Origin of the sequence: Mucilaginibacter gossypiicola (assembly GCF_900110105.1) — a bacterium.
GTDB classification, from domain to species: Bacteria; Bacteroidota; Bacteroidia; order Sphingobacteriales; family Sphingobacteriaceae; genus Mucilaginibacter; species Mucilaginibacter gossypiicola.
Genome location: NZ_FOCL01000010.1, coordinates 155,308 through 180,873 on the forward strand (window position 1 = coordinate 155,308; position 25,566 = coordinate 180,873).

General features: G+C 39.5%; 20 protein-coding genes. 2 read left to right on the forward strand and 18 right to left on the reverse strand.

The annotated features are described in order from the left end of the window. Positions 1–111: 111 nt before the first annotated feature. Positions 112–2,316: a DUF262 domain-containing protein gene (locus tag BMX50_RS26570; RefSeq protein ID WP_091217451.1), complete on the reverse strand. Its 2,205-nt coding sequence runs from the start codon at positions 2,314–2,316 to the stop codon at positions 112–114. Further along, the gene (locus tag BMX50_RS26575; RefSeq protein ID WP_091217455.1) at positions 2,306–4,114 is read right to left on the reverse strand and encodes a DUF262 domain-containing protein; all 1,809 of its coding nucleotides are present in this window, start codon (positions 4,112–4,114) and stop codon (positions 2,306–2,308) included. Before BMX50_RS26575 ends, BMX50_RS26570 begins: the two co-directional genes overlap by 11 nt. Positions 4,115–4,385: 271 nt before the next feature. Between BMX50_RS26575 and BMX50_RS26580 the strand changes: the two genes are divergently transcribed. Together BMX50_RS26580 and BMX50_RS26585 are read left to right on the forward strand one after the other, a co-directional pair. After that, positions 4,386–4,850 carry a tyrosine-type recombinase/integrase gene (locus tag BMX50_RS26580; RefSeq protein WP_262494047.1) on the forward strand — a complete coding sequence of 155 codons (465 nt, stop codon included), beginning with the start codon at positions 4,386–4,388 and terminating at the stop codon, positions 4,848–4,850. A 468-nt stretch (positions 4,851–5,318) separates the two neighbouring features. Further along, positions 5,319–6,317, forward strand: coding sequence for a transposase (locus tag BMX50_RS26585; RefSeq protein ID WP_091217458.1), 999 nt, complete (start codon positions 5,319–5,321; stop codon positions 6,315–6,317). Positions 6,318–6,623: 306 nt separating this feature from the next. Here the strand turns inward: BMX50_RS26585 and BMX50_RS26590 are convergent, their stop codons facing one another. The 16 genes from BMX50_RS26590 to BMX50_RS26665 all read right to left on the reverse strand — a co-directional run bounded on the left by BMX50_RS26590 (position 6,624) and on the right by BMX50_RS26665 (position 25,495). Beyond that, a complete protein-coding gene (locus tag BMX50_RS26590) occupies positions 6,624–9,920 on the reverse strand; it encodes a type I restriction endonuclease subunit R (protein ID WP_091217463.1) in 3,297 nt (1,098 codons plus the stop codon). 35 nt (positions 9,921–9,955) lie between these two features. Beyond that, positions 9,956–11,134: a restriction endonuclease subunit S gene (locus BMX50_RS26595; RefSeq protein ID WP_091217466.1), complete on the reverse strand. Its 1,179-nt coding sequence runs from the start codon at positions 11,132–11,134 to the stop codon at positions 9,956–9,958. Beyond that, positions 11,131–12,615, reverse strand: coding sequence for a type I restriction-modification system subunit M (locus tag BMX50_RS26600; RefSeq protein WP_091217470.1), 1,485 nt, complete (start codon positions 12,613–12,615; stop codon positions 11,131–11,133). The genes BMX50_RS26595 and BMX50_RS26600 overlap by 4 nt, the downstream gene beginning before the upstream one ends. Next, positions 12,615–13,493: a hypothetical protein gene (locus BMX50_RS26605; RefSeq protein ID WP_091217475.1), complete on the reverse strand. Its 879-nt coding sequence runs from the start codon at positions 13,491–13,493 to the stop codon at positions 12,615–12,617. The genes BMX50_RS26600 and BMX50_RS26605 overlap by 1 nt, the downstream gene beginning before the upstream one ends. 1 nt (position 13,494) lies before the next feature. Next, positions 13,495–16,182, reverse strand: a complete 2,688-nt coding sequence (locus BMX50_RS26610) for an N-6 DNA methylase (RefSeq protein ID WP_091217479.1) — start codon at positions 16,180–16,182, stop codon at positions 13,495–13,497. Between the two features lie 75 nt (positions 16,183–16,257). Beyond that, positions 16,258–17,517, reverse strand: a complete 1,260-nt coding sequence (locus tag BMX50_RS26615) for a DUF2130 domain-containing protein (protein ID WP_091217482.1) — start codon at positions 17,515–17,517, stop codon at positions 16,258–16,260. A 42-nt stretch (positions 17,518–17,559) separates the two neighbouring features. After that, positions 17,560–18,564: a helix-turn-helix transcriptional regulator gene (locus BMX50_RS26620; protein ID WP_091217485.1), complete on the reverse strand. Its 1,005-nt coding sequence runs from the start codon at positions 18,562–18,564 to the stop codon at positions 17,560–17,562. Between the two features lie 217 nt (positions 18,565–18,781). Continuing rightward, positions 18,782–19,648, reverse strand: a complete 867-nt coding sequence (locus tag BMX50_RS26625; RefSeq protein WP_091217488.1) for a nucleotidyl transferase AbiEii/AbiGii toxin family protein — start codon at positions 19,646–19,648, stop codon at positions 18,782–18,784. After that, positions 19,648–20,394, reverse strand: a complete 747-nt coding sequence (locus tag BMX50_RS26630) for a type IV toxin-antitoxin system AbiEi family antitoxin domain-containing protein (protein ID WP_208864808.1) — start codon at positions 20,392–20,394, stop codon at positions 19,648–19,650. The genes BMX50_RS26625 and BMX50_RS26630 overlap by 1 nt, the downstream gene beginning before the upstream one ends. A 205-nt stretch (positions 20,395–20,599) precedes the next feature. Beyond that, complete coding sequence (locus BMX50_RS26635) at positions 20,600–21,037, reverse strand: hypothetical protein (RefSeq protein ID WP_091217495.1); 438 nt, start codon at positions 21,035–21,037, stop codon at positions 20,600–20,602. Beyond that, positions 21,034–21,903 carry a relaxase/mobilization nuclease domain-containing protein gene (locus BMX50_RS26640; protein ID WP_091217498.1) on the reverse strand — a complete coding sequence of 290 codons (870 nt, stop codon included), beginning with the start codon at positions 21,901–21,903 and terminating at the stop codon, positions 21,034–21,036. The genes BMX50_RS26635 and BMX50_RS26640 overlap by 4 nt, the downstream gene beginning before the upstream one ends. Continuing rightward, positions 21,900–22,466 (reverse strand): plasmid mobilization protein, encoded by a 567-nt coding sequence (locus BMX50_RS26645; RefSeq protein ID WP_244281109.1) that lies wholly within the window; start codon positions 22,464–22,466, stop codon positions 21,900–21,902. The genes BMX50_RS26640 and BMX50_RS26645 overlap by 4 nt, the downstream gene beginning before the upstream one ends. A gap of 47 nt (positions 22,467–22,513) precedes the next feature. Continuing rightward, on the reverse strand, positions 22,514–22,861 hold the full coding sequence (locus BMX50_RS26650) for a helix-turn-helix domain-containing protein (protein ID WP_091217500.1): 348 nt from the start codon (positions 22,859–22,861) through the stop codon (positions 22,514–22,516). Positions 22,862–22,958: 97 nt separating this feature from the next. Next, positions 22,959–23,996 (reverse strand): hypothetical protein, encoded by a 1,038-nt coding sequence (locus BMX50_RS26655; protein WP_091217739.1) that lies wholly within the window; start codon positions 23,994–23,996, stop codon positions 22,959–22,961. Between the two features lie 67 nt (positions 23,997–24,063). Then, a complete protein-coding gene (locus BMX50_RS34790) occupies positions 24,064–25,149 on the reverse strand; it encodes a TIR domain-containing protein (RefSeq protein WP_208864809.1) in 1,086 nt (361 codons plus the stop codon). Between the two features lie 46 nt (positions 25,150–25,195). Beyond that, on the reverse strand, positions 25,196–25,495 hold the full coding sequence (locus BMX50_RS26665) for a hypothetical protein (RefSeq protein ID WP_091217503.1): 300 nt from the start codon (positions 25,493–25,495) through the stop codon (positions 25,196–25,198). Positions 25,496–25,566 lie beyond the last annotated feature (71 nt).

A 25,566-nucleotide genomic window follows, 5' to 3' on the forward strand; every position in this document is an offset into this window, starting at 1 on the left:
GTGTGCAGGCTGATTTAAACAGCCAGATAAGTAGACTAATCTCATAGATTCTTAATAGAACGGTTGCAGTATAATAATGCGATTTCAATATACTGCAACCGTCAATAATGGTTAAACAATCTTTGACCAATTTAACAACACCTCAATTTTTTTCGTTCCCAGGTGAAGGTCGCGCTGTATCCAAATGATCCTGTTATAACTCTCATGAAATTGGCGGTTATATTGTTGGAAGATATTCTTTTTGTTAAAAAAGCTGCGCGCTCCATCATGTTCCTCAAATACCCCAAAATTATGCCCGTTGTTCCAGTTCCAATTGTCGTTTTTCTTTAAGATATTTTTGCTGATGATATAATAGATATAAATCTGTTTCCTTAATGTTTTTTCATTTTTAACGTCATCGGCTACCTGGTATTCCCGGATGAATTCTTTTCTCCTTGCGATCAGAAAATCGTTTAATGAAGTGATCTTTGTTTTGTGCCAATTTAGCGTAAACCCGAGAAAGTCCGGATCCTTAAACCAACCAGCGGTCCAAATTACCCGGGCATTCGTCGCGGTAAATGCTTTAGTGATAACTAAGTCGCCCCGGATCTCATTTTCGGCATCAATTAATTCAACATAAGAAGCCATCATTTTGGTAAAGAGCTTTAACTGGAAAATTCCGACAGTGGAACCTTTGCTCCAGTTTATTAAAAATGCAATTTCTCCCTTGTTGTACTTCATATCTTCGGCCGTCCAAAATTGATCCTCCATCCGTATTCGCTCAGGATTGTCTTTGTAAAGGGAAAGCTTTAATTTTTCTTCGGTATTCAATATTGAAGCGGAGACACCCTTCCATGTAGATATAGAGGCGATTTCATCTGTAGTTTTAAACCTTGCGGTAAGTTTTATAGCGTTTATCGTTTGAAGGCCGGCAGTTTTAAAAATGGTATCATTATGCCTTAGATTATATAAAAAGCGAATGAGCCTGAACAAATTTATTTCATCCGGCACGTATTTGATATCCTTCATCCTTTTGACAAAAAACAACACCGGTAAGAGGCGAAATAATTCCAGTTGGGTTATAGTGCCATTCACCGGGGCAAGCCAGCGTTTCTCCAGTAAATCGAAGTCTTCGTAAATCTTATAGGTGGATCGAAGGCCTTTGATATTTTGTGGGAAATCTATATACAGGTATTGAAGCGCATTAAAATACTTTTCGATTTCGGGAAGGCTCAATAACGTTACATCGAGCTGGCAATTGTTGTCCCATTTAATAACCCTGATAATTTCCTTTTTGTCCAGTGCCTCTTCATCCTCATCATCTATGATCAGCTTTTCTCTTTCGGTCATTTTGATGATTTGCACCCATCGCAAAAATTCATTGAATCCCGCATCGGCATTCGCTGCCGGATCTTTTTTGTTTCGATGCTTCCAGAAAAAGTCCTGCCATATTTCCCATTGTTCACTCCAGAAGGTCACATCGTTCCCGGCTAAACGGATCGCTTCGAGTTCAAAGAATTTCGCCCGGAGGGTTTCATTATCGGCGAGTTGCTGTCCCCTGGAGTTCATAGTAATATAAAGTTCTTCGCCTTGCGAGGTTTCCTCTGTTTTAAAATGCCAGAACTTAACCTGATTTTTTAAGTAATCATAGTATTCGCCAACATCTGCAGCGAATTGCTCATTAAGGATCGGGAACAGCCCAAACACGATAGACTTAACAGTTGGGTCACCATTGTAGTTCGAAAGGAACCAATTCTTTTTGTCGATTCCGGTGAGATCCGCTACATTTTTGGTGTGATTCACCAAATCGATAAAAAAATTATGGGTTAGCGTCCTTACCCGGTAATCGAAAGCGATGTGTTCCAAGACAGGGTTAAATCGAAACAGCTCACAGAAATCGCTTTTTCTGTTTTGTTTGATGGCGAAGTAAAACAGCATCAGAAAAAGGGTGGTGAACCGCTGTTGTCCATCTATCAGGTAAATATCCTCGCTACGGTCGTTGAATACGAAATAATCGGGACGGTACGAATAAAGGAAACCAATATTTAACCCCTTTGTGCCAGGCTTCAACTGCCCAAGTAAAGACAGGATGATGTTTTTTGTTTCCTGGTCGGCCTTTTTTGAAAGGCCCGCCATAAGTTCGGCGGCCTTTTTATTGGCGCTGTCGGCAGGGTGCTCGGCGCTTAAGCCTTCTTTAATATCTCCGAAAAAGCTGTTAAGGATATTGTTGGCATTATGGCCCCAAACATATTCCCGCTGGATTTCCGGCACGATCAGGTTATAATTTTCAAGCAGGCTTCCAACCGAAACCTCTTCCATGGACTGGTTATAATTCATCTAATTGGGTAAAAAAGGCGTTTATTTTATGGGATATGAAGTTGGCATTGGCGGCTATATCGTTATTGGTCCAATGCTTAACATCGAAATTCTGATCGTTTTTATCGTTAAAGTAGCGTATAAAAACCTGGAAGGTATGCGGTTGAATAAAGTGCCCTTCTTGGAAGTATTGTATAATCCTTCCCCGCTTGACCGAATACGTTGAATTTTTAATACTCCTGTTGAGTGAGCTGTAAAGCAATACGAGGTTGCCAATGGAATTCGTCCTGATGGAGGCGACATGGTCGTCGATAAATTCATCTACCAGTTCCTGGTAATCCTCATTGTTTTTGTTCTTATCGAAGTTGGAAAGATCGAATGGGATCTCACCGTGCCTGACCACATTTTTGTTAAGGAAATCTATAAAATCTTTTTTGGCAGCGACCTTCTCGGGAGTTTGCGGAAATATGTGTTCAATATCGTTGTTGGATTTCGTGAATGCGACTACCGGCAGGTTTTCACGGTCCTCCTTTAATGAGTGGATAATATCCATCAGGATCAGGGAACGGACGAGGATCTCAGGCCTGTCTTTATACCAGTCTGTCTCCTCATCATTGAAATCTACCAGGGCATCCTCTATAGAGATGGATTCTCTGATCTTGTTTTTGAGTTCCCCGATAAATTCTTTTCGGCTATCGGTTTCATCCCATAGTTTCCAGGCATCAACAAAATTCCAATCACGCTTTGGCAAATGGTTAAACAGGTAGCCCAGGAAATGATAGATCTTTTTATGAGCAAACCAATCCTGAAGCGTATAATGCAGTTTTAGCAGTTCTTTATAAAGGCCTAAAGCATCATTATTATTTTCCTCGATGAGTTCCAGCGTCAGTTCTTTTTTACCACGCTTTTCTGCAAAAAGGAGATAAAGCAGGTTGATCGGGTAGAGGTCATCGTTAAATAATTTATTGCCTGCGCCGGCCTCCGCTGACTTCGCACTCTTGAAGCTTGAAAAATACGCGATTACTTCCGTTTTGCTCCACCACTGGTTGATCTGGTCAAGCTCCCAGCCAATTTTGACGCGGCGCTCATTCACCCTTACGATGTTTTTAATGTCGCTTTCCTTTTTACCTTCTTCATGGGCAACGCGGGTGATCAGCATCGCACGAATTAGGTCAGCGCCATCGAGCGGGACGCGTTTCGAATTTAGGTTGCCGAATATTTTCTCTTCACTGTCGGTACTTTCCACCTTGTTGATGATGAATTTTACATCGTTTAAGAGCTTGTCCAGAAATTTCGTTTCGCTTCCCGCCCTTAATACCGTATACTTTTTGAACCAGCCCACGACTGCCTGGTATCCCCTGTATAAATGCCCGATATCCTGGTGATCGTAATCCTCGTATTCTCTGATAAACTCATCCCAGCTCAATTCAGGAAATTGTACCCCCTCTACAGTTACCATGGCATTCAAAAACTTATTGGTTTCCTTGCGGATGGAATTTTCAGGAAAGCGCACCTTATTATAAACGATACCCCTTGCAGACAAATAGGATAAAATAAGCGTCAGCGTCGTTAATCGCTGCTGGCCGTCAACAACATTGAAATGTTTTCCGTTTGGGACCAGGGTGATATTTTGCAGGCAGTAAAACTTACCGTCTTCTGATTCAAAGTTGTCGATATCGTCCAATAATTTTTCAATATGACGCGGCTCCCATTTATAGCCTCGTTGATATAAAGGAATATTGTAGTATTTTTTGTCCTGGGATTGGAGATAACCGCTGGAAGAAAAAACATCTTCGACGGAATATAAAAGACGGCTCATGAGTTAAGGTTTATAACAGGGCAATCTAACCATAATACTATCAAATAGTGAAGCACATTAGGGTAAATTTTTACCAAGTCCCGGATTGCAAATAGAAAAGATGTATCATCAGTCTATGCATGATCTTTATCAAAACAACCAGTTCAAATCAACGTCGTTGATAAAGTTAGTGGCAATTACTCTGGGTATATATGTACTCCACAATTTGTTGAACCAATATCGCGTTCTTTTTCGATCCTAGCTTTAGCAACTCTTTCGGGACATTGCAGAATTGAAGTATAAAAACATTAACAAAAAGTCTATTTCATATTTGCGACATAAAACGCTTCATACCACTAAAGACAAGCCCAAGCCTATTATTATTCCTTTAACAGAAACCATTAAGGCTGTTATAGAACATTACGGCACCCGCCCTTTTTTGCCTGACAATTATGTGTTCCCGATATTAACTAAAAAGATGGATGAAGCAGAGAAGCTAAGGGTAAACCAAAACTTTATTCGCTTTGTCAATCAGCATATTCAAAAGCTTGCTAAGGATCTGGAATTGGATGCCGATATATCTACCTATTACGCACGGCACTCATTCACAACCGCTGCTATTCGTAATGGCGCGAAAATGGAGTTGATACAAGAAAGTTTAGGCCATCGTAGTTTGAACACCACTCAAAACTATTGGGCTGGTTTCGAGGATAACGTAAAGCAAGAAATAGCTGATAAGCTGATGGATTTTGGATAGAAAAAGGTTTACAATTTAATAATAGCGGTTTGCAAAGCCTTTTTTAAGTTTGAAGGTCAGCCCGCGTAAATCCGTTAGTCGGTAAATGAACACACCATTCCATATTACCACTTAAGCAACCAAAAGCGCGAGCCGGGTAAATAGTCAAGGCCTTTAGATTTGCTTTGTGATTATTATCGAAAGTATCTTGTTGACAAAGAATAAGGTGAACCAAGTCAAGGCCCAGGTTAAAGACCTATGCTTCGTATTAGTCCTATTCCAAGTCCTTTAGATTTTCCTTGTGATTACTATTACAACTATCTTGCTGACAAAGAATAGGGTGAACCAAGTCAAGGCCCAGGCTAAAGACCTATGGCCCGTATTAGTCCCTGTTCCGAGTCACAAGTCGATGTCAATGACAAGTTAGAATTTTAGACACCAGGTCTTATAAAGGTTTTAGTCTGAGTACATCACATTAATTTATTTAGTATGAAATACAAAGTATTTATCGGCATCGATGTATCAAAGCTTACTATTGATGTCCACCTGCACGGAATCGGTGCTTCCAAAACATTCAGTAACGAGGAAAAAGGATTTGCTTCGCTTTTAAGTTGGGTAAAAAAGCATAGTAAACAATCGGAATCGGCGGAGATGATCATATGCTTCGAGCATACCGGTATGTATTCAATTAAACTTGCCACCTATCTAAATGATATTGGAATCCCATTCGCTATGCTTCCTGCGCTTCAGATCAAACAATCTATAGGGATCAGAAGAGGAAAGAATGACCAGATCGATGCACAAAGAATCGCTGAATATGCTTGGCTACACCGCGAAACCATTCAGGCAACTCTATTACCAGCCAAAAGTATTCTCAAACTTCAGTCGCTGCTTACATTACGAAATCGCTTGGTATGTGATCGTGGAGGGTATGAAGCCACATGGAAAGAACAGAAAAAGGCATTGGAAGGAAAAGAGCACAAGGGAATATTTCAAGTTTATAAAAGCCTGATAATGAACCTAACGGTTCAAGTTAAAAAGATTGAAGAACAAATAAAGGCGGTTATAGAAAGTGATGAAGCAGTTAAATTAAACTATCAATTACTGACCAGTATTAAGTGTGTAGGACCTGTACTGGCCGCAAATATGATTGCTTATACGCACAATTTTACCCGTTTTGCTACCTGGCGAAAGTTCGCCTGCTATGTGGGAACTGCTCCTTTTGAACATCAGTCTGGCACGAGTATAAAAGGAAGAACACGAGTCAGTAGTTTATCCAACAAGCAGCTAAAAAAATTAATCCACATGGTGGCCATTTGTGCTTGCGCATATAATCCAGAGATGAAAAGCTATTATAAAAGAAGAGTGAGCGAAGGGAAAAATAAGATGAGTACGCTAAATGTTATACGCAACAAGATCATTTCCAGAATGTTTGCCGTTGTCAATCGCGGCTCGGGCTATGTGGATCTGATGAAATATGCAGCTTAGGGTTTATCATCTAAACTCTTAAACAACTCCCCTTATTTTGGACGGGTTCTGTCAAGGGCAGCGAAGGGCGGGCTTGTGCGGCTGCGCTGTTTATGTACCCTTGACCGGTTCCGGCCAAAATGAGAATTTTGTTGTCGAGTTAAGATGAAGAAATATTATTTGGAAAAGTCTTAGAATACGGGCGGGGCCGCTGAAAAAAAAAACACAATGGCCCGCTCCGCATGGCCTTTACTTTTTATCCCGGCGGTGGGCTATTTTTGCGGAGGTGGTGAATATGGAAGTATGCAGATCTACAGAAAAGATTAGTTAGGCGATATTTGAACTTTGATTAAACCCATCAATTATACTGATAATCTTAACCGTGTCCTCATCTTTAAATACGCCTGAAACTCCTTGTTGGTTAATGTCGGTAAATGGCCTGTCAAACAGCATGCTCCTGTCTATAGTACCATTGTTAGTTAGGTAGTTGATCAGCGTGTCCATAAATGTCATCTGTGGGGCGGTGGTACCGGGGCGGTTGATAAACTCAGCAAATAGGGCTTTTGCAGCAACAGCATCTAACCCTATAATTGAGCGGATAAAGGCTATAAAATCACGGCCTTTTAGTATTTCATCTAAATGCTCCGCAGCTTCAGGCTCTTCTTCAAACAGCAGGGATTTTATTTGCTCAAGCTCATCGGTTGATATTGGCTGATTGGTTTTTATTTTACTGATAGCAAGATAGTTTTCGTGCTTGCGGATAAACGAGGCTACCCTTTTATTATAAGTATCTAAACCAACGTAGGGTACTATGATATCCATCAGGGTAATTTCGCCCGTTAGCTCGTCGGTAATGTTGGTGTATATTTTAGCTTGGTTTTCTTTCTCAATAAACTTCATCAGCTCACGAATCTCCTCCCGTATATGTTCTACCCGAGGGATGCTAATGTTTTGCCAAAATGCGTCGTTGGTGAGCGACAACAGCAGATTTTTTTTAGCGGCAACCTGCGGTATGGTGGTTTGCTTTAACAACGATGTGGCAGTATCTTTTACTATGGTGATAAACTTATTTAGGTTTTTATCATCGTTTAAATAGGCGTTCATTAAGCGGTAAGCTATCGCGTCGAATTTGCGGGCATCAAAATCAGGATCGGAGTTGATGAGCAGGGGTACGATATTCTTTTTTAAATCCCGCAGTTTGTCTTCCGTAAGACTGTTCCAGTGGTTTCTATCGGCAAATGCTATTATCAAACGTAAATGCTGGCGGTTAACAAAGCTGTCCTGATTTAACAGCAAAATTTCCTGGTGTAATTCATTCAGCAAGGATGTCCGGTATTCGTTTAGTTCGTCATCGGCCACAAATTTTTCGAGGGTAACGGCCAACTCAACTTTTAACAGAAATACACGCTGTGTTAGCGAGACAGTTAAGCCTGGTTCAACCCCGGCAGGGTTATCGCCAAAAAATTCAATATTGCCGCAGAAATCAAAAATATAAAAGTCTTTTTTATCCAACCCAATTCCAAATACGTCAGGACAAAGGCGGGTTCCACGGCCAATCATTTGCCAGTACTTTGAGCTTGAACGCACCGGTTTAAAAAATACCAGGTTCAATATTTCAGGCACATCTATCCCGGTATCCAGCATATCAACCGATACCACTATTTGCGGCATTTTATCGGCCTGTTTAAACAGATCGATAGCTGCCTCAGGTTTATCGGAAGAGTGGGTGACCACCTGTAAATAATGCCCTTTTAGCTGTGGATATAAGTGGTTGAAACAATTAGCGATATAGTTAGCATGTTTTTGATTTTTAGCGAAGATGATGGTTTTGCCAATAGTATCACCATTGTTTACCTTATGGCCTTTATCCATTAATAGCTGCAAAACTTTGTTAACGGTATCTTCATTAAACAGCCACTCGTTCAGCGCTGCCGAATCTATTTCGTCTGGGATATCATCTTCGCTGGTGGCGAAGGTTTCCTCATATTTAATTTTGTCTTCGGGGCTTAACTCGGCATATTTAATACCTTGCCGCAAAAATTTCAATGGAACACTTAACGCTGCGGGAGGCCGTAAAAATTCATCCTCGACCGCCTTGTTTAATTCGTAGCTAAAGGTTGGCACACCGGCTTCCAGTTTGAACAAATCGTAAGTGTCTTTTTCTGTTTCAGATTTCGGGGTGGCTGTTAAACCCAGGCGAATGCCATCGAAATAGTTGAAAATGGCCTTGTATTTTTGGTAGATGGAACGGTGTACTTCGTCAAAAATGATCAAATCGAAATAGCCGGTGGTGAATAAGCGCCTTTCTCCATCAAACTCGTTATCTATTTGATTGATCATAGTTTGGTAAGTGGAGAACACCATACGTACCTGATCGGATGTTTTATCTTTTGTAAGATTGACCGACGTTAACTGCGGCAGGTAATCGTTAAAAGCGTTTTTAGCCTGCGATACCAGCGGCGTCCTGTCTGCCAAAAAAAGGATTCGTTTTACTTTGTTGGTTTTAGTAAGCACATCAACCATAGCGGCGGCAGTGCGCGTTTTGCCGCTACCGGTGGCCATGATGAACAACAAGTCGCGTCTATGGCCATCCAGTGCTTCTTTAGCGCGCTGTATGGCTTCTATTTGATAATAGCGGCCTGCTATGGTGGTATTGACAGACTGACCGCTCAATGGCTTTTCTATCAGCCTGCGATTCATCAGCGTTTCCAGATCTTCTTTACAGTAAAACCCATAAACTTGCCGGTAAGGGTAATGCAGATCATCCCAGATATTATGCTCGAACCCGTTGCTGACAAACATGATTGGTCGGCGGCCAAATTCTTTTTCAAGTGCGTCGGCATAGCGTTTGGCCTGGCCTAAACCTTTGTCCCGACCGTCAACGGTTGTTTTCTTGGCTTCTACCACGGCAAGGGGTTTACCATCATTACCGAATAACACGTAATCGGCACGGTCGGCACCAGCTTCGCTGTGTTTTAGCGGATATTCGGCTACAGTGTTGGCCTCGCCTACTATCCAGCCGGCTTCTTTCAGTAGGATATCGATATACAGCTCGCGGGTTAATTTCTCTGACGGAGAATGATATTCGATACCGGTAGCGGTTTCGGCAACGGCATCAGCCAGCGGCTCTTCTGCCAATACCTCAATCTCCTTTTTTATGGCTGCGGCAACTTCAACAGCTTCTTCCTCCTGTATTTTTGATGCTTTAAATGGCTCACGGTAAATGGTATCCCCGTAAAAACTGACCAGCCATTGCGCAAAGGCGTGCAGGTTGATAAGACAGGTATAGGCATCTTTTGTAGTTGTTTTTTTGTGCCTGTCGCTGTGAACAGCCAGGTTGCCCGTGCGGCGGATGGCGGTAATATCCGTTAGCAATTGGCGACCCACCAAGTAGGTGAAACCGGGTTTATACATGAGGGCGTTCAGGGTATTCTCGTCCTCGTCATGGATCACGTCCAGCTGGCGGTCGGTATCAAACATCCAGCGGACCATTTCCTCTAACGATTTACGGCACACAATGGCGCAAATTTCGGCGTCTGTTTGCAGGTAGGTTTCCGCTTTACGGGCCTGCTCGTAGAACACCTGGTATTGGCCCGTTAAAAAGTAGAAGTTACCCTGCTGCATTTGATGTAATTAGGTAAGCACTAAACTATTAAAAATTAATTTAAAACACCATTAAAAGCTTTTTGCAATAAGGCCTGGAACAACTTCTCAGACTCCTGCATTTGCACTTTCAGTTTTTCTTTTTGCTGCTCGATGTTTTGGATTTGTTTTGCGAATTGGTTTTGGAGGGCAAGCGGAGGAACAACAGCTTTGAATTTTTTAATATCGCCAACGTTAATGTGGCCAACTGTCGACCCTTTTGTCTGTCTTAAAGCTTGGTTATAAATGGCGTCACTTCTTAACTGAAACCAAAAAAATATAGGATTCGCGACTGTTTTGTCAGGTCGAAAAAGCATCGTTCTTTGACCAAGGCATAAACTCGTGTTAAGCGGCACTAATACAGCTTCTCCAAATGAACCTTCTCTTCCGTAAATCACATCATTAAACTGTGGCTGAAGCGCTTTTATTCTTTGTAAAAATCCAGCCTCATCTACATATTTCATGCTTTCCCATTTAATTTGACCATTAACCAATTCGCTTGTTCGGATACAAGGATATTGTGATGTCATTTCAATATATTTAGGTGTAGTATGTGGGCAATCAACTATATATGTTGATATTTCAGCAAGGGTTTTTATACACCAATTCTTTTCATTTCTAACCGGATCGCCAAACATATCAATAAATAAGCTTTGGGCAAGGTCATCGTAGTATTGCAGTAGTTGCTTATCCTTTTTGCGTAGGTTGTCGGCTTTGTCTAAGATATCGGCAATACGTTTTTGAACAGTTATTGATCCAAAAGGAATAAATAGATTAGCTATTTCCCCTGTACTTATATTTGGTTGTGCAGCACCTTGTGCCCCAGTTTCAATTTCTTTTTGTAAAAGATTTAAGTAATGATAGATATATCTTGTATCGACACTATTATTTTTTGGTCGCAGCAATCCTACTCGTTGGTTAAGCAATGCGCTTTCGTCTGAATCATAAATACCGTATTTGCCAGTTGTTGCACCCGACAATGCAACTAAGATATCGCCTCTTTTAACCAAAAATTTAGAATATTTTGTTAAATATTCAGACGGCACATTCACAGCATGGTCTATTCTAACACTGTTATTATTAATATTGGATATTCTTATTAAGGGAATCCCTTCGTCTTTAAATTCAATGCTTTTAAATGCAAATCCATTTAACACTGTACACACTTCACCAAGTCTTACTGCCTCCCAACTCATACCAACTCCTTATTATACGCCAGTGATCCTTTCAACTCCAGCATCAGCACAGCTCTTTCCTTATCAAGGCTTACAATCCGCTCAATAATCACCTCCGGTTTATCGTAAGTTTTTTCTACATGTGCGGTTTCCTTATAGCGGTTAATGCTCAAATCGTAGTTATTGGCCTGAATTTCGGCAAGAGGTACTAAAAAGCTCTGCTCGGTACGGGTGCGGCTGGTTTCGGCCGCTCGGTTATTCCAGCGGCTTACAATATCGGGAATATCGTTGTCGGTAATGTCCTGTCGCTTATCGTCTAGGCTCAGTCCGTCGGCTTTCATATCGTAAAACCAAACCTTATCGGTTCCGCCAGCGCCGGTTTTGGTAAATAACAACACCGCTGTGCTTACCCCGGCATAAGGTTTAAACACCCCGCTTGGCATGGATATTACCCCGGTCAATTGGTTATTATCTAAAATCTCTTTCCGTATTTGCTTATGCGCGTTTGATGAACCGAACAACACACCATCGGGCACAATAACCGCCGCCCGGCCGCCTAATTTTAAGCCTCGCAATATCAGGGCTATAAAAAGCAATTCGGTTTTGGTGGTTTTTACTACGCTGCTCAGGCTGCTATCAACCGCGTCATGATCTAACGATCCTTTAAATGGCGGGTTAGCCAATATCAGGGTGGCATTGCTTTTAAAGTCGCTATTGGCCTCGCTAAGGGCATCTACATCATACAGCTGAGGGTTTTCTATACCGTGCAGCAGCAGGTTCATAGCGCCAATGCGTATCATGGTAGCATCAAACTCCATCCCCATAAACATCTCGCCCTCATACCTTTTACGAGTTTCAGGATTATTCAGTATTTGCGGATTACGCTCTAAAATATACTCGGCAGCCTTTACCAAAAAACCGGATGTTCCTGCTGATGGATCGCAGATGATATCTTCGGGGGTGGGGTTAGTCATTTCGACCATCATGCGAATGATGTGCCTCGGCGTGCGGAACTGCCCATTAGTGCCCGCACTGGCTATTTTGCTGAGCAGATATTCGTATACATCGCCCTTGGTATCACGGTCGTTCATATCCACTGCCGAAAGTAGATCTACCACCAACTGCAACAATCGAGGTGTAGGGATCATAAAGGTGGCCCCCTTCATGTATTTGTTGAACGATGAATCGGTTGACGCACCCTTGTTCTTCATAAAGTCAAACACGCCATCAGCCTTCCTAAACAAATCAAACATGGTTTCAGCATCCATATCCTTAAACACACTCCAGCGCAGTTGCTGCTCTTCCGCTTGGTAAACCGGGTTTTTAATGGGATCGCCCAACGCATTCGCTCTTCTTTCTGCCAGAATTTGCAATTCATCCAGTCTGCGTATAAAAAGCAGGTACGTGATCTGCTCGATCACGGTTAAGGGGTTGGATACGCCACCGGTCCAAAAGGTAGTCCAAACTTTATCTATTTGTGATTTGAGGGATGATGTTAGCATTAGTTTATAAGTTTTTTAGCCCAGGTGACAAGATCAAGAAAATTATGTATTAAAGAAATAGTTGTATTACTTGAGGGATAATCAGCGATTTTCTGGGCGTCTTCCGGAGAATGGCTACCGAAATTGCTGGTTACCTTATAAAGATTGATAGCTGGATAATAAATATGTGGAAGTATTCCTTCTTTGTCATTTATATAATTAAAAACATCACTTGATCTGCTTGAATTTTTTTGAATAATTCCCGAACTATTATTCAAATATTTATCAAAGACTACATCCATTAAATGTTCATTTAGCCTCCGAAGCGAGGCTAAAACCATTACTCTTGTAGCTATGCTATCAGATTTAAAAGTATCTCCTTTTAGTATCTCGCTTAAGATAGCAAGATTAGGTTCATCAAAATAAGCGTCAGCAAACTCAAAACAATCAGGATAATTTTTTCTTAATACCGCCTCGGTACTATTGTTATAAGTATCCCATATAAAATTTATTAGTGCCTGTTCGTTGCCTTTTTCAAATATTTCGCAGTTAACAACCTCGCTATGGCTAACTTTTACGTCAGCAAAGCCAGTGTTAATACAATAAGGTAAAAATCTTTGCTGCTCATTGGATATTCTTTCTATCTCCCGAAAAATTTTTATGAGATTAGCCTCACTTTCCGATCCGGTTTTTTGGCCCTCGTGTAAAAATGCGCGTGCATCGAGAACTACAAACTTGTGTTTTTTGTGATCTTCTTCCAACTTTTCAATCAGTAAATCCACATTGTCCACCGCGTCTACTATTATTCGATTGGCTTGAGCTATTCCTTTAAAACTATCTCTATAACTTGGGCTATCTTCGTAATGTAATATTGTGATGGGTTTGATAATTGTTGCCATATTAATTGGACAAAGGTAAATATATATTGAATTGAACTTTAAAATCTGAATGTAACAGTTCGTCGATGGGCGTTATTTTAAACTCACCATTATGATTCTCGATGATGCGTTTTATATGATATCCGCCAAAGCCGGATCCATTATCTTTACTACCGGTGCTTCCTTTAGTTTCAAAGGCGTTTTTATTGAAGCCTTTAGGAAAAGCTTTACCATTATTCATAACTGTGACCTCAAGCATGTTCTGACGGATTAATTTGCCGAACTGGATAGAAATGATATTTTCGTTTTTTGACCTATCATCAGTAAAACCATGTTTTAAAGCATTATCAAAAAGATTTTTAAAAAGGATCTTCAATTGATAAGCGTCGGCTTTAATAATTGAGCTGCCGCCCTTAATTTTAAATACACAGTTAGCATTGGCGTAAAGTGGAACAATAGTATTTTCGAATAACTGTTTTAAGTCAAACTCCTCAAACTTTATTGTGTCTGATCTCAGATTTAATGTTTCTTCGGCTTTTTTTAGAGTGTGCTGAGCATCGGCCACACAATTATTCATTCGGTTTAAGATATTGTTTATTCGGACTAGGTCTGCATCACTTTCACTTTGTCCTTCCAGTGGCTCTACTGCGTAATCCTTAATCGAAATAGGATTATTAGAAGCTGATTTTTCTATTAAATAGCTCATTAATAATTTTAAATCAATTCCAAGCGAAGAAATAGGTTGATTCACCTCGTGTTTAATGCGCGATATTAGGTTGTATAATGCATCGTCTCCGGTCTTAACGGCCTCCCGTTCAACTTTTTGAATTTTTTGAGAGTAGAAGGATGCGACGTACTGTAGTTGCTCATCAATTGGGAGCATTCGTATCCGGACCTTTTTTAATTCGTCCAGATTAAAAGTAGGAATACCACTATATCTCCTGATTGCTTTAAATTGCAATTCCACATACTCACTTTGCAGTTGAGTAATAAGATACTCTGGATGAATTAACTCGTTAGTGACTAAGCCGATAATATTGGAACTAATTAAGGCTTGCCAGTTTCCTTCAAATAATGTTGGTTTTATGTTTTCTCCGACCTTGGAAATAAGGATAGATGAAGTGCCTATCCATTCAATTTTGCCACTGATTAATTCTGTATCAGAAATAAAATCGCTTACATCACTTTCCTTCAAGGAATATATCCCATGGTCACCATTCAGGTTTTTTATTTGTATGAAAGGAATACCTTCTACTTCATTGAGATTATCTGCGCTAACGTACTTTCCAGACTTAATTGTTGCCAAAGTGCCTAAAGAACTATACTCCGGTCCGTTATAGTTATCAATTAATTGATGTCTAATATTAATTTCATAGCTGCTGCTGTCTAATTCGGTAATAGAAATCCATTTGCAACCATCGACAAAAAGACTTTGATCACTGAATGCCGCTGCTATTTTTTTGCTTTCTTGTCTGAAATTCTCCATACGAATATTTGAAGAATCGCAAATAAATAGTTCATCATTACTTTCAGAACGAGATTTATCTATAGCTATTAGCGCCATACTGGCCGTAGATTGCGGACGCAGCGTGTCTTTAGGAAGTAAAATGGCTCCGGCTAAATAATTTTTTTGTATCAAATATTCCCGGAGTCCGATAGCATCTTTTTTTCTTGAAAATAATATCGACTCAGGAACCAGCAGCACGATTTTGCCATTTGACTTTGTATGATATAGCGCTAACAATACCGCATTGATTGCATAATCGAACGAATGAAACAGTTGCCAACTTTCAAAGTTATAATCGGCAATTTTCATATTGATAGGTGGCGCAGAAATGAAAAAATCCGCTTTTACATTATGATGCCATTTTTCAAAAGCGTTGGCGATCTTATATGTAAAAGGTTTACTATCATTACTGCTAAGGATATTCAACGTTCCTATAACACTAGCGCTTTCATTAATATCACCTACTATCAAATCCAAATCGGACGATCGCTTCAGCAACTCATGTGCTAAACCTGCGTTGCCAGCGAATGGGTCGAATAAACGTGCTCCTTCGTTTATTGGGAACAAGGTTGACATCAAATAAGAAAGAACTTTTGGTGATGAATGGCTGCTGCCCCTAAACCTATCTTTTATTGTGTATTCATTTACGCTATCATTAAAAAACTCACCGAACTCCTGTGCAGAGAGGTTTGTATAACTAAATTCAGACAGACTCAGGTAAATTTCCTTGGCTTCTCTTTCTCGTAGTCGATCCTCTATTTTATAGGTTATATTAATAAAGTTGTCTAATCTATTTTGAATAGTTTTCTCTAAACGTCTAAACTGATCGATTAAATGCATTTTAAAATCGCCAGCAACGTTTGGCAAGCTTTCTAAAACATGATAAGCATAAAATAATACAATAGCGTTCAACTGCATACTGGTTTCAGAATCCAAACCGGACAAATGACTAAGCAGATAAATCTTTTTAGATAAGTCTCTAAAAGGCCTCAAACCAATGTCTTGCAGAGCAACACCCGATAACCCAATAGCGAAAATATCCTGGTATTTTTTTACCCGCGCTGCAATTTGATTGGCGGTAACATCCGATCCATCATTTTTAAGATAAAGCCGTTGCTCATTAACCCTCGACGCAATCTCTGCGTAAGAAAGCGGCTCTTTTTCGTGTAACAGTATTTGCTCTATTGCCTCGTGTAATGTCATTGTTATTATCTACCCTTATACTATCCAAATATCTGATTAAAATATGCAGTGCATCTGCACATATGTTGTTTTACTTTAAACATTCGCAAGTGAGTCACCTTCATCCAACAAAAGTTCATCAAACTCCAATGCTTTCACTTCTTTTACCGAAGTTCCGGCAATCCCTTTTATCGACCCGTAAATTTCTATAGTGTTTTGGGTCATCATTTCAATTTGCTTTTCGCGCTCTTTCCAGTTCTTTATCGCCACCTTCTTTTCCTTGGTAAGGGTTTCCTGCATCGCTTTAAAACCACTTAGAACAAACTCAATGTGATGAGCAAATTCGTGACTGGTAAGGTAGTCATACAACATCTGTTGTTTTTCTCCCTTGTTTTCGCCAGCTACTTTTTGCTCCTGCAGAGATAATAAGTTTTGCCTTAATACTGTTACTAAAGCAATTGCCTCATTAAAAGTGCAAACCCATACGCCATCTTTCAAACCGAATTGCTTCATATCCTTAGGCAATACTTCGGTAACCAAAACAGGTATCAGGCCTTTATGATGACGCATGTCCGCTTTTAATTTATCAATCCACGCAGGCACAAATGCTTTTGCCCGTTTACTTTCAAAAACAATTGTTCCACAATCATTCATTTGTAGATTTCGGACTTTGTGCAAAATATCGGCTCCGTTAGCACCTTTTAAAATTTCGGTTATTTCGTCAAAAGGGAAAGTTTGAATTAATAATTTTTCTAACTCCAGTTCCATCACCTCTCCTTGAACCTGCATTGACCCTTGTTCCATTTTCCGCTGCATGTTCTCCAACTGTTGCTTCAAGCCACTGATAAGATGCTCACTTTCCTGCGACTTTAAGAAGTTAGCATCCTGCTCAGTTTTGCGGACTTTTTCTTCAATTACTTTACGTTCTTTCGCAAGCGTACGTTCAACTTGCAGTTCCAGTGCTTCGCGCTCTTCAGTGATCTGTCGTTGTTGCTTTAACAATTCCAGTTCGCGGGTTTGCATCAATTTGGCAGCGTCTTTCCTCTCCTGATTTTCCTTTTTCAGAGCTTCCAGTTCAGCACCGGTTTTTTCAGAAACTTCTTTTTCTATTTTGATTCGCTGTAAATCTTCCGCTTTTCTTAATTTTTCTGAAATAATACGGTCTTGTCTTTCTTTTTCGTCGGCCAAAGCATTTTCTTTTTCCTGAAAATTTTTCTCTTTTGCATCAAACTGCTGCTCCAATTCATGCTTTCTTTTCAGAAAATCAGCATTGAAATTTTTCTCTAAATTTTCTTTGATAGCCTCTTCAACATCTAATGGAGTTTGGCAGGTTGGACAAATGATTGTGTTTTTCATAAAACAAAGGTGCCCATCATGTGTGCAGTATATGTGCACACATTATAAATAGTTATTACGCATGCTTTCCACCTTAATTTTGAGTTCATTTACAAGGCTTTCTGGCGAAATAATTGTCAACCCATCTCCATATGACAGAAGCTTTGCAATCAGTTCATAATTCACAATTACATTAATTTCAATCAAAACACCCGTATCGGTGTGATTTGGCGGCATTTGTGAACCATGTATAGGCTTGGTTTTAACGTAGGGCCAAAGGGCGTCAGAAACGAGTATGGTGATTTTTTCAACCGGTTTAGTTTTATTGATGGTTACGCCAACGATGTCATCGAAATATTCGTTGAAATCAATGCCCTTATTTTCCTTGAATTTTATGGCAAGTTCAGTTAAGTGTGTGATTCTATCGAGTGCGAGATTTGTTATTTGATTCGACTGCTCGTTCAAACCGAAAACAAACCATCTTAAATTGTACTGTTTTAGATAATACGGATGGATCTGGTATAAAACGGATGATTCTCCTTTAAAGGCTGTGTAATTAATTGCCAATGCCCGATGGTTGTATATGGCATTGAAAAGTGGAGTTATCAATTCCAGGCCCTTTAAAAACTGATTTTGCTCAAAATCAATTATTTTTCCGATGTCTTGTTTACTTATACTTTGAAGTCGATTAGAAATTTCATCAATCCATTCAAATTGTGGCAACCCTTTAAAGCGAGATAGCGTCAATAAAACTTCATTAATCTGGGTAATCTCCACTTGGTTAAGCGGGCTTTTGTTAATGGAATAGTTTCTGTCGACATATCGGTGAAAAACCTTTTTCATGTCTTTGATCCGATCAAGTTCTACATGCCAACCTTGGCTGCTTTCCATAAACTTAATATCTTCGTAAACCTGCCTTTTCTTTACGCCTTCTGATTTTCCGGTAAATTCATAGATAGCGACGTTACAGGCTTCCACAAGATCTTCAATGAAATATTTACGCCCAAAATTACTGAAACATTTATCTAAGGCTATATAGCGAATTTGGGCGTGTTTGTTTGTAGACATAACTTATTTAAATAAAGATCCTTAAAATGGTCATTGATAATGCTCACAAATTTACCAGACTTAATTGTAAATCATTTTAAGTGGGTAGGCCATAGCAGGGATGTAATGAGCGACAGCGAATTTCATCCCTGCTTGTGCGGCGGCGAGGCTGACGGCGGAATGGAGCCAGCGCGATAGCGTATGGTGCAATGAAGCCACCTGCCGCGGCCGCTTGGCCTCAATTGGCATTAAATATTCTTTCAAACAACAATGATAGCTCTTCTTTCACCTGACTATAAGGCGGCAATTGCTCATGTGGTATTTGATGAGCCAGGCTATTTTTCCAGGCCCCTGTAAGTTTTTTATCTACATCATCATTTAAAAATTGGTCTATTCCGGTAAATTCCAAGTTTTTAAATTCCATTTTTTTGTGAAACGCTTTTACTATTATCGGCCATTCAATAGCTGTAAGCTTATGGGATAGATACCATATATCAAAATAATCCCTCGGCGCAGAATAAGAGCGCTGTATTAACGCCCTCAATTTCTCCGACATTACCTCTTGCAAATCATAACAGGGGATAGTTTGATCTGCTAAGGCCAGTTTATCAGAATACGCATGTGTTATGGGGCATAAACTAACCGGGAATAACATTTTTTCATAAAGGATGATCTCTATTTTTACGCTTGTTGCCCATCTTTCCTGTGGAGGTGGTGCCTGGTTCTTTAAATGATCTGCTCCCCAAAATTTAATGATTGCTGCATAGCCGGTAGGCATGTCCTTATGCTTCAATTCTTTTATAGAATCAATAAATAAAGGAATTTCTGTCCGTTGTGTTATCAGTTCGATTATTTCCTGTAATAATTCGCGGTTTAATACAAAGTCAGGGTTTACAGAGGTAAAGTCCAGGTCTTCTGAAAATCGGTAGTCAGGTATGTAGCACTTTTTCAAACAGGTGCCACCTTTAAATACAAGACTATCCCGGCACAATGGGATAGAGAATATGGCATCAATGAAATGGCCTAATACCCAATCCTTATCTACCGTACTACGGGACACGTTTTCTTGCAGCGCAATTTTCTCTATTTCCTTCTTTAGTATCATTAATATTGTTTGTCTGAAAGGTTAAGCAATTCATCTTTGCTGATATTCAGCCTTAACTTCCAAGCTGCTATAAATTCACCTTTCTCTGTTCCCTGCGGATCAAAAAGGTTATATTTTCTATTTATCTGCGCTTTTGCAAAATCAATAAATTTATCCATTGATGGCTTTTCAAATAACTCTACCAAAAATCCTATTCTTTTAGTAGCAGCAGTATTGCCAACTTTTCGGCAATAATTGATCATCTTATCAGCAGTAATTTCTGCCTGGGATAAAGCCCTTATTAGTTCAGCATAACCGCCAGAATATTGTGGTTGATCAAAACAGTCTATAATAGTCTTTTCAATATCTGTTATAGGATATTTTGTATTACCATATCCATTGTACACAATACCAGTACGCTTACCAGGGTTTATAGTGACAAATTTATAAGGGGTTCCTAAAAGGACATTATCGGTTTTCCTCTGCGTGGTCTGAATAAATATTGTATTAGAAAATTGCTCGGTTAACCCATGTAGATTTAAAGCCGACCAATAAGCCACTGCGCTATTTTTTACCACAAACGTGCCGATTACGTTTTCATCACGGAAATTAACCTTGCAAAACTTCCCGCGCTCTATCCGGGAAAGCAGCTCTTTATGGACCAAATTTTCAAGGACTTCGTTGAGGTTATCAAACTTTCTATTGATTTGGTTCTCAATTTCATCAAATTTAAACAGCTCAATTTCATAATCATCCAGCAACTTCATAAATTCAAGTTGTTGCTGTGTTAAGTTGGATGATATGTAAACACTATGTGCCATATTACTTCGAGTGTCATTATAAGACCTAAAAAATGGGTCTTATCGTTACATTAAAAGTAAATATAGGTAGTTATTTCTAATAAACAATACCTATTTAGAGATTGATCCACAAACAAGCAGCCGCTTAACGACTGCTTGTTTACGTACTGATTTATTTGATAAGTTTATTCAACAACAAATAAACCATAATTAAAAAAACAAAACCCAACACGCCCCATACCATTATTTTGTAATATTCGGGGCTTCTCATTTGCTCCGGGAATATTTGAAACCTTATTTGCTTAGTAACCGGCTTAGGCCCTTTTTCAATAGTTTGATTGATGGTAAACAAACTACTGGCTAATGTTTGATTAACCATCGAAAGATCTGGCTTTGGTGCCTGCACCTGTATATTGCTAAATTTAGCTTCAAAACTATTAATCAATCTTTCAGTCTGCTTTTTACCAGTCTCTATAATCCTGTCTTTTTCATCAAGCTTTTCTTTTTGCATACTCATAAAGTCCTGCATTTGCTTATTGTGCAAAAAGACCTCTTTAAGCATTTCTGTTAGCGTTATATCATACATTGGTGTTTCTTCCTGTGTCTTCATATTGAAATTCCTTTCGAATAGTTAAGTTTTTGTTCCTGTTCTTTAGTTAATTCTTGCTGTTGTTTTTGTTCTTGTAGCCGTTGCTGCTGTATTTGCTGTTGTTTTAATAACTGTTCCTGTTTAAGCTTTTTTTCAATATCCATCAAAGCATAACCAACCTGACTGCCTTTGAAACGGACTTGCTGCTTATCTATAAATGCAATACCTCGCCCAAGCTCTACGGCATAACCTTGCTTTTCCATGTACTTTTTTAATGCTGGTAAATCTTTACATTGTTTAATAGCCTGTAATAAATGATTTTTTAAAGCCTCCTTCCGCTGATCAACCCTCTTCTCTTGTGATACTCTTTGTTCGGGTCTTAAAAATTTATTGGGACTTAATACTTTGGTGAGTTTATATTCCAGTTCCATCTTTCGGCAGTACTCTGCCATGCGTTTATAGCTATTGCTGTCAGTGGCTGTTTTGCCATCGTAACCGATACGGTTGGCCACAATATGAAGGTGCTGATGTTGCCTGTCACTATGCTCAATCACTACGTACTGGTTATTATGAAACATAAACTCTTTGGCCAGCTTTTCAGCCATGTCAACTTTGTCCTGGGGATTTAATTTGCCCGCATCACCGTGGGCAAAGCTGATCGCTAAATGGAATACTGGCTTACTGACATTTGAGTTAAGCTTACTCACTTCAATAAAATCACGGACCAGTTGCCGCTTATCACCAAAACATTGGTTGTAGGCAATCACTTCTGCTTGTTTCTTTTCCATCTCGTGTAACTGCATCGCCTTAGTTTGTTGCAAACGACCTTCGAAAAGATAATTCAGACACCCCCGAAAACTTTTACCAGTTCCTATTTTACCAATCATGATATAGAGTTTTTAATGTCCTTAACCAATGTTTGCAGGCTCCTGATCTCTTGGTTAAGCAAGGCTCTTTCCATACCGTTGAGATCATTTCCCTGGTTATGCTTTTTAGCAAGCTGGTTTATATTGGCAGCTATATGATTCAAGGTTCCTGTCAATTGCAACACTGACCTCGGTAGCGTTCGTACCCTGATCACCGCCCGATTGTGCAAACCAAGATCACGGAGAAATACAGATACTGTTTTCCCAACATTCCGGGCATTTGCCTGGATAATCTTTTTCTCTAAAAGGTTGCACATAACACTTAGGGCTTCACTTTTTTTATGCGGCACCTTAGGGCGTCCCCCCTTGTTGATTCTTCCTTTTTTTTCCTCACCAACCGCCTTACCTGTCTTTTTGATTAAGCCTTTCATAAGATTAAATTCTTTAAAATACCCCCCGAATGCGATAGCATGAGTGGGGGCCAGCAAGTTTCGGCAGGGCCGAAACATAGCTGGCTCCACTTTGGGGCTAATGCCCCTCGTGTTAGCCGAATACTTCGTATCCGGGACTTGCGACTTTTCCATTTGGTTTGATTTTAGATTTCGGGCTTTAGCTCGAAATGCTTATTTGCTTAATAAGTTTTTGGGCTTTTTCGAGAGCCAGTAAACTGCTGTACCGCCTCTTCTCTGATTTCGTCCGCTGTCTTCTTCCGGCCAGACTTAATCCATTCCGTCAATTCGGATCGATAGAAATACAGCCGCTTGCCGCGCTTATTCACGGGGATTTCTTTACGGCATACTTTGCTGTAAATTGTGGGTACGGAGAGATTTAGAAATTTGGCAGCGTTAGAAATGGTCAGGAGTTCTTCGTGTCCGGGTGGCTGCTCATGCTGATGAAGTAAAAGCTGTTCAATGCTTTCAAGCTTATCCTGAAGTTTGCTTACCGCTTGCGGTAATTGGTCAAATGTTAGTGTTTCCATTGCGCATTATTTGTTTAATGCTGCAATTGTAGTGGCTTGTTTTGCTGGGTTACAAGAGGGTAAACTGTAACCTCACTGCAACCCACTCATTTCTTTGTTATCTTTTGTTACGAGGCGTAGGTAGGATATAAAATTTATCCTCCTTTTGTTCAATTTTAAGGATAGGGGATTTGCAGGGTCGGGTTTTGGTAGACATTAGACCGTTGAGATAGCCCTCCGTTAATTCCCTTGCTTCGGCTTGATTAGAAAGATAATTAAATTTTGGAGCGATCCATCGCTCCAAGTCTGCCATCTGGCAACCTACGATAAGCCGGGCATCAAATAACTGTTTGAATGCATCGGCCAGCTGATTGCCAAAACCACGGAAAACCAACGGCCTCTCCGGTGCCTCATCTGATAATAACAGTCTTTCAAGTTTGGAGTGATCTGCAGAAACAAAATACTCTCTTAATAAGTCGAGCAGTTGCGAGGCTATGCCTGGTTTGAAAGTCGGGTAGCGATCTATTGATTTAGTGGGTGGTTCATTTTCAAACACCGCTTCCTGTACTTTACTTATTTCTGTCGGCTCATCAGCCTGAATGGCCTCCTGCTTTTTAGCATGAAGTGATTTTTGAAAGTCTTCAAATGAAAGATGTTCTTTGATCGAGTTTTCAGCATCATAGATTAGTTCCATCAGAAACTTCTCACGTAACTTAACAGAATCGCCCAGGTCCTCCGCAAATTTGGAGGTCACTTCAATATCAGCGCCGTCAGACTGAAGGTTATTCACGATAAACAAATAATCCAAGCGGACAGAAAAAATAAAAGAGCGATCATAAATCAGCTTCATTTCCGAATAGTGCTGATTATAATTACCCCAAAACTCTTTAAACCGGCTACGAACTTTAGACAATTCAGCCAACTGAAGTTTAATGCGCTCTTTATCTAACGTAATTAAATCAATAAAAGCCATATCCTTTAATACCCTTAGTTCGCTCCTGTAGGAAAAGGAATCATAGTATTGAGTTTGGTAGGTTAAATCATAGGCTTTAACGTGCTCCTTTTCATTCGTACCCGATTCCATTTGAATATCATCTTCGACAATACGCAAGTCAAAAGTTTGGATGCGGGTAAGAAATTCTTGTAGGTGCTGCATATTCATTATTTAAAATGAATGCTTAAATTTAACAACAGTGCGAATATTAAGATTAAACCCAGAACTCTTATTGTCGTTGGCGTAAAAGCTTCATATATGTTTGCGTACTATCTCTGCCTTCCCAAGCCGCTTTAATATGATCAGAAAGTTCTGGAATGTCAGTTTCAATAGATGATTTCCACAAAACAGGGTTATATTCAAAATAACGCATCATATTATCAACATCAAAAATGCTACCAGTTCCCTTAGCTTTAATAATCACAACAGGTTTATCAAGAGCCATTCTCATTCCTAATTCGAAAAGAACATTCGGATTATGATCGGTCAAATCAGCTACTACCAAATCAGCATTTAATAATTCATTTATTATTGTAGAATGAATAATGTCACTACCTTTAATATTTGCGGTATAGGCTTCAAAGCCAGCTTTTTCAACTGCTGGGGTTATCAAACTCTGTAAAACCTCTTTAAAAAAGCCTAATGGCCTATCCGGGTTTTTTTCACTAAAAGGGATAGCTACAAATATACGCTTTAACCCTTTTTTAGACCCTCTGCTTGAAGATGTATGGGATACTACCTCGACATCTTCTAATAAGATTGACCTATCATCTGAATTGGTTTGATAGTCTATATCATTTACTTTGTTTATATGAAGATCTGAACAATTTTGATTGAACAACTCAGCAAATTCTTTGTGGAAAGATGGATTTAATTTGAATTTATGCTCAAGGGTATTGCCCAAATAAGTCATCTCCGGTAAAACAGATCCCTTATAATGTTCTAAAACTTTTTTAAAAAGAGGAACTTGCAAAAAAGCTTCAATTTTTTTTTCTCTTTCTATTTCAGGTGTATCAGCATAAATAATTTCTTTCCCCAAAGGTTCGATATTAATTGTTTCTGAATGTCTCGTTCCTGACGTTATTCCAAACTCTCTAGAAGATGCAGCATAGTAAACAAAATCATTATTTGTGATAGCGAATCCTATCGCTTTCCCAACTTCTTTTGGGCTCCATGGATTTCCACCATTAAGTTCTCTTATTTTCCTACCTATAATTAAACATTTCTCCAAAGTGATTCTTGGATATGGCCTTATTTCTCGCTTAATTTCAGGTTTACTCGTTGGAGTTTTAGCTGCAGATTCATTTTTTGCCATTTATTTTAATCTTATGTTTTACTATATATTATAGAATCAATAATATTTAAGACCTTGGCCAATTGCTAATTATCCAATCTGCAATTTTCTTGTGTGTACGTTGGTTATGCGGTACATCATATCGAATCATTTTCTCTATTTTTTGGTATGTTTCCAACGTTGGCGCCCCCGACACATGTTTATCAGCAAAATGGTTAATAAAATATAGGATTTCATAGCCTTCGGTTCTGTTTAATTCAGACCAATCAGTTCCTTTCGTGTAGTAAGGATTATCATGGTCGGCTTTTGCCACCCATTTATAATACTTCCCATCGTCATAAAGCATTTGTGATTTTAAATAGCTCATAATAAGTAAACAAGGTTTAAGATTTTATAAAGATACTAACTTATTAATAATTATTTAATGATTATTAGGCA

Excerpts from the sequence above, each read along its gene's own strand:
- BMX50_RS26570 (WP_091217451.1), bottom strand. The coding sequence starts at position 2,316 with ATGAATTATAACCAGTCCATGGAAGAGGTTTCGGTTGGAAGCCTGCTT.
- BMX50_RS26575 (WP_091217455.1), bottom strand. The coding sequence starts at position 4,114 with ATGAGCCGTCTTTTATATTCCGTCGAAGATGTTTTTTCTTCCAGCGGT.
- BMX50_RS26655 (WP_091217739.1), bottom strand. The coding sequence starts at position 23,996 with ATGCAGCACCTACAAGAATTTCTTACCCGCATCCAAACTTTTGACTTG.
- BMX50_RS26595 (WP_091217466.1), bottom strand. The coding sequence starts at position 11,134 with ATGAGTTGGGAGGCAGTAAGACTTGGTGAAGTGTGTACAGTGTTAAAT.
- BMX50_RS26630 (WP_208864808.1), bottom strand. The coding sequence starts at position 20,394 with ATGAAGTTGCTGGATGATTATGAAATTGAGCTGTTTAAATTTGATGAA.
- BMX50_RS26635 (WP_091217495.1), bottom strand. The coding sequence starts at position 21,037 with ATGAAGACACAGGAAGAAACACCAATGTATGATATAACGCTAACAGAA.
- BMX50_RS26590 (WP_091217463.1), bottom strand. The coding sequence starts at position 9,920 with ATGCAGCAGGGTAACTTCTACTTTTTAACGGGCCAATACCAGGTGTTC.
- BMX50_RS26665 (WP_091217503.1), bottom strand. The coding sequence starts at position 25,495 with ATGAGCTATTTAAAATCACAAATGCTTTATGACGATGGGAAGTATTAT.
- BMX50_RS34790 (WP_208864809.1), bottom strand. The coding sequence starts at position 25,149 with ATGGCAAAAAATGAATCTGCAGCTAAAACTCCAACGAGTAAACCTGAA.
- BMX50_RS26610 (WP_091217479.1), bottom strand. The coding sequence starts at position 16,182 with ATGACATTACACGAGGCAATAGAGCAAATACTGTTACACGAAAAAGAG.
- BMX50_RS26585 (WP_091217458.1), top strand. The coding sequence starts at position 5,319 with ATGAAATACAAAGTATTTATCGGCATCGATGTATCAAAGCTTACTATT.
- BMX50_RS26650 (WP_091217500.1), bottom strand. The coding sequence starts at position 22,861 with ATGGAAACACTAACATTTGACCAATTACCGCAAGCGGTAAGCAAACTT.
- BMX50_RS26645 (WP_244281109.1), bottom strand. The coding sequence starts at position 22,466 with ATGGAAAAGTCGCAAGTCCCGGATACGAAGTATTCGGCTAACACGAGG.
- BMX50_RS26615 (WP_091217482.1), bottom strand. The coding sequence starts at position 17,517 with ATGAAAAACACAATCATTTGTCCAACCTGCCAAACTCCATTAGATGTT.
- BMX50_RS26625 (WP_091217488.1), bottom strand. The coding sequence starts at position 19,648 with ATGATACTAAAGAAGGAAATAGAGAAAATTGCGCTGCAAGAAAACGTG.
- BMX50_RS26620 (WP_091217485.1), bottom strand. The coding sequence starts at position 18,564 with ATGTCTACAAACAAACACGCCCAAATTCGCTATATAGCCTTAGATAAA.
- BMX50_RS26600 (WP_091217470.1), bottom strand. The coding sequence starts at position 12,615 with ATGCTAACATCATCCCTCAAATCACAAATAGATAAAGTTTGGACTACC.
- BMX50_RS26605 (WP_091217475.1), bottom strand. The coding sequence starts at position 13,493 with ATGGCAACAATTATCAAACCCATCACAATATTACATTACGAAGATAGC.
- BMX50_RS26640 (WP_091217498.1), bottom strand. The coding sequence starts at position 21,903 with ATGATTGGTAAAATAGGAACTGGTAAAAGTTTTCGGGGGTGTCTGAAT.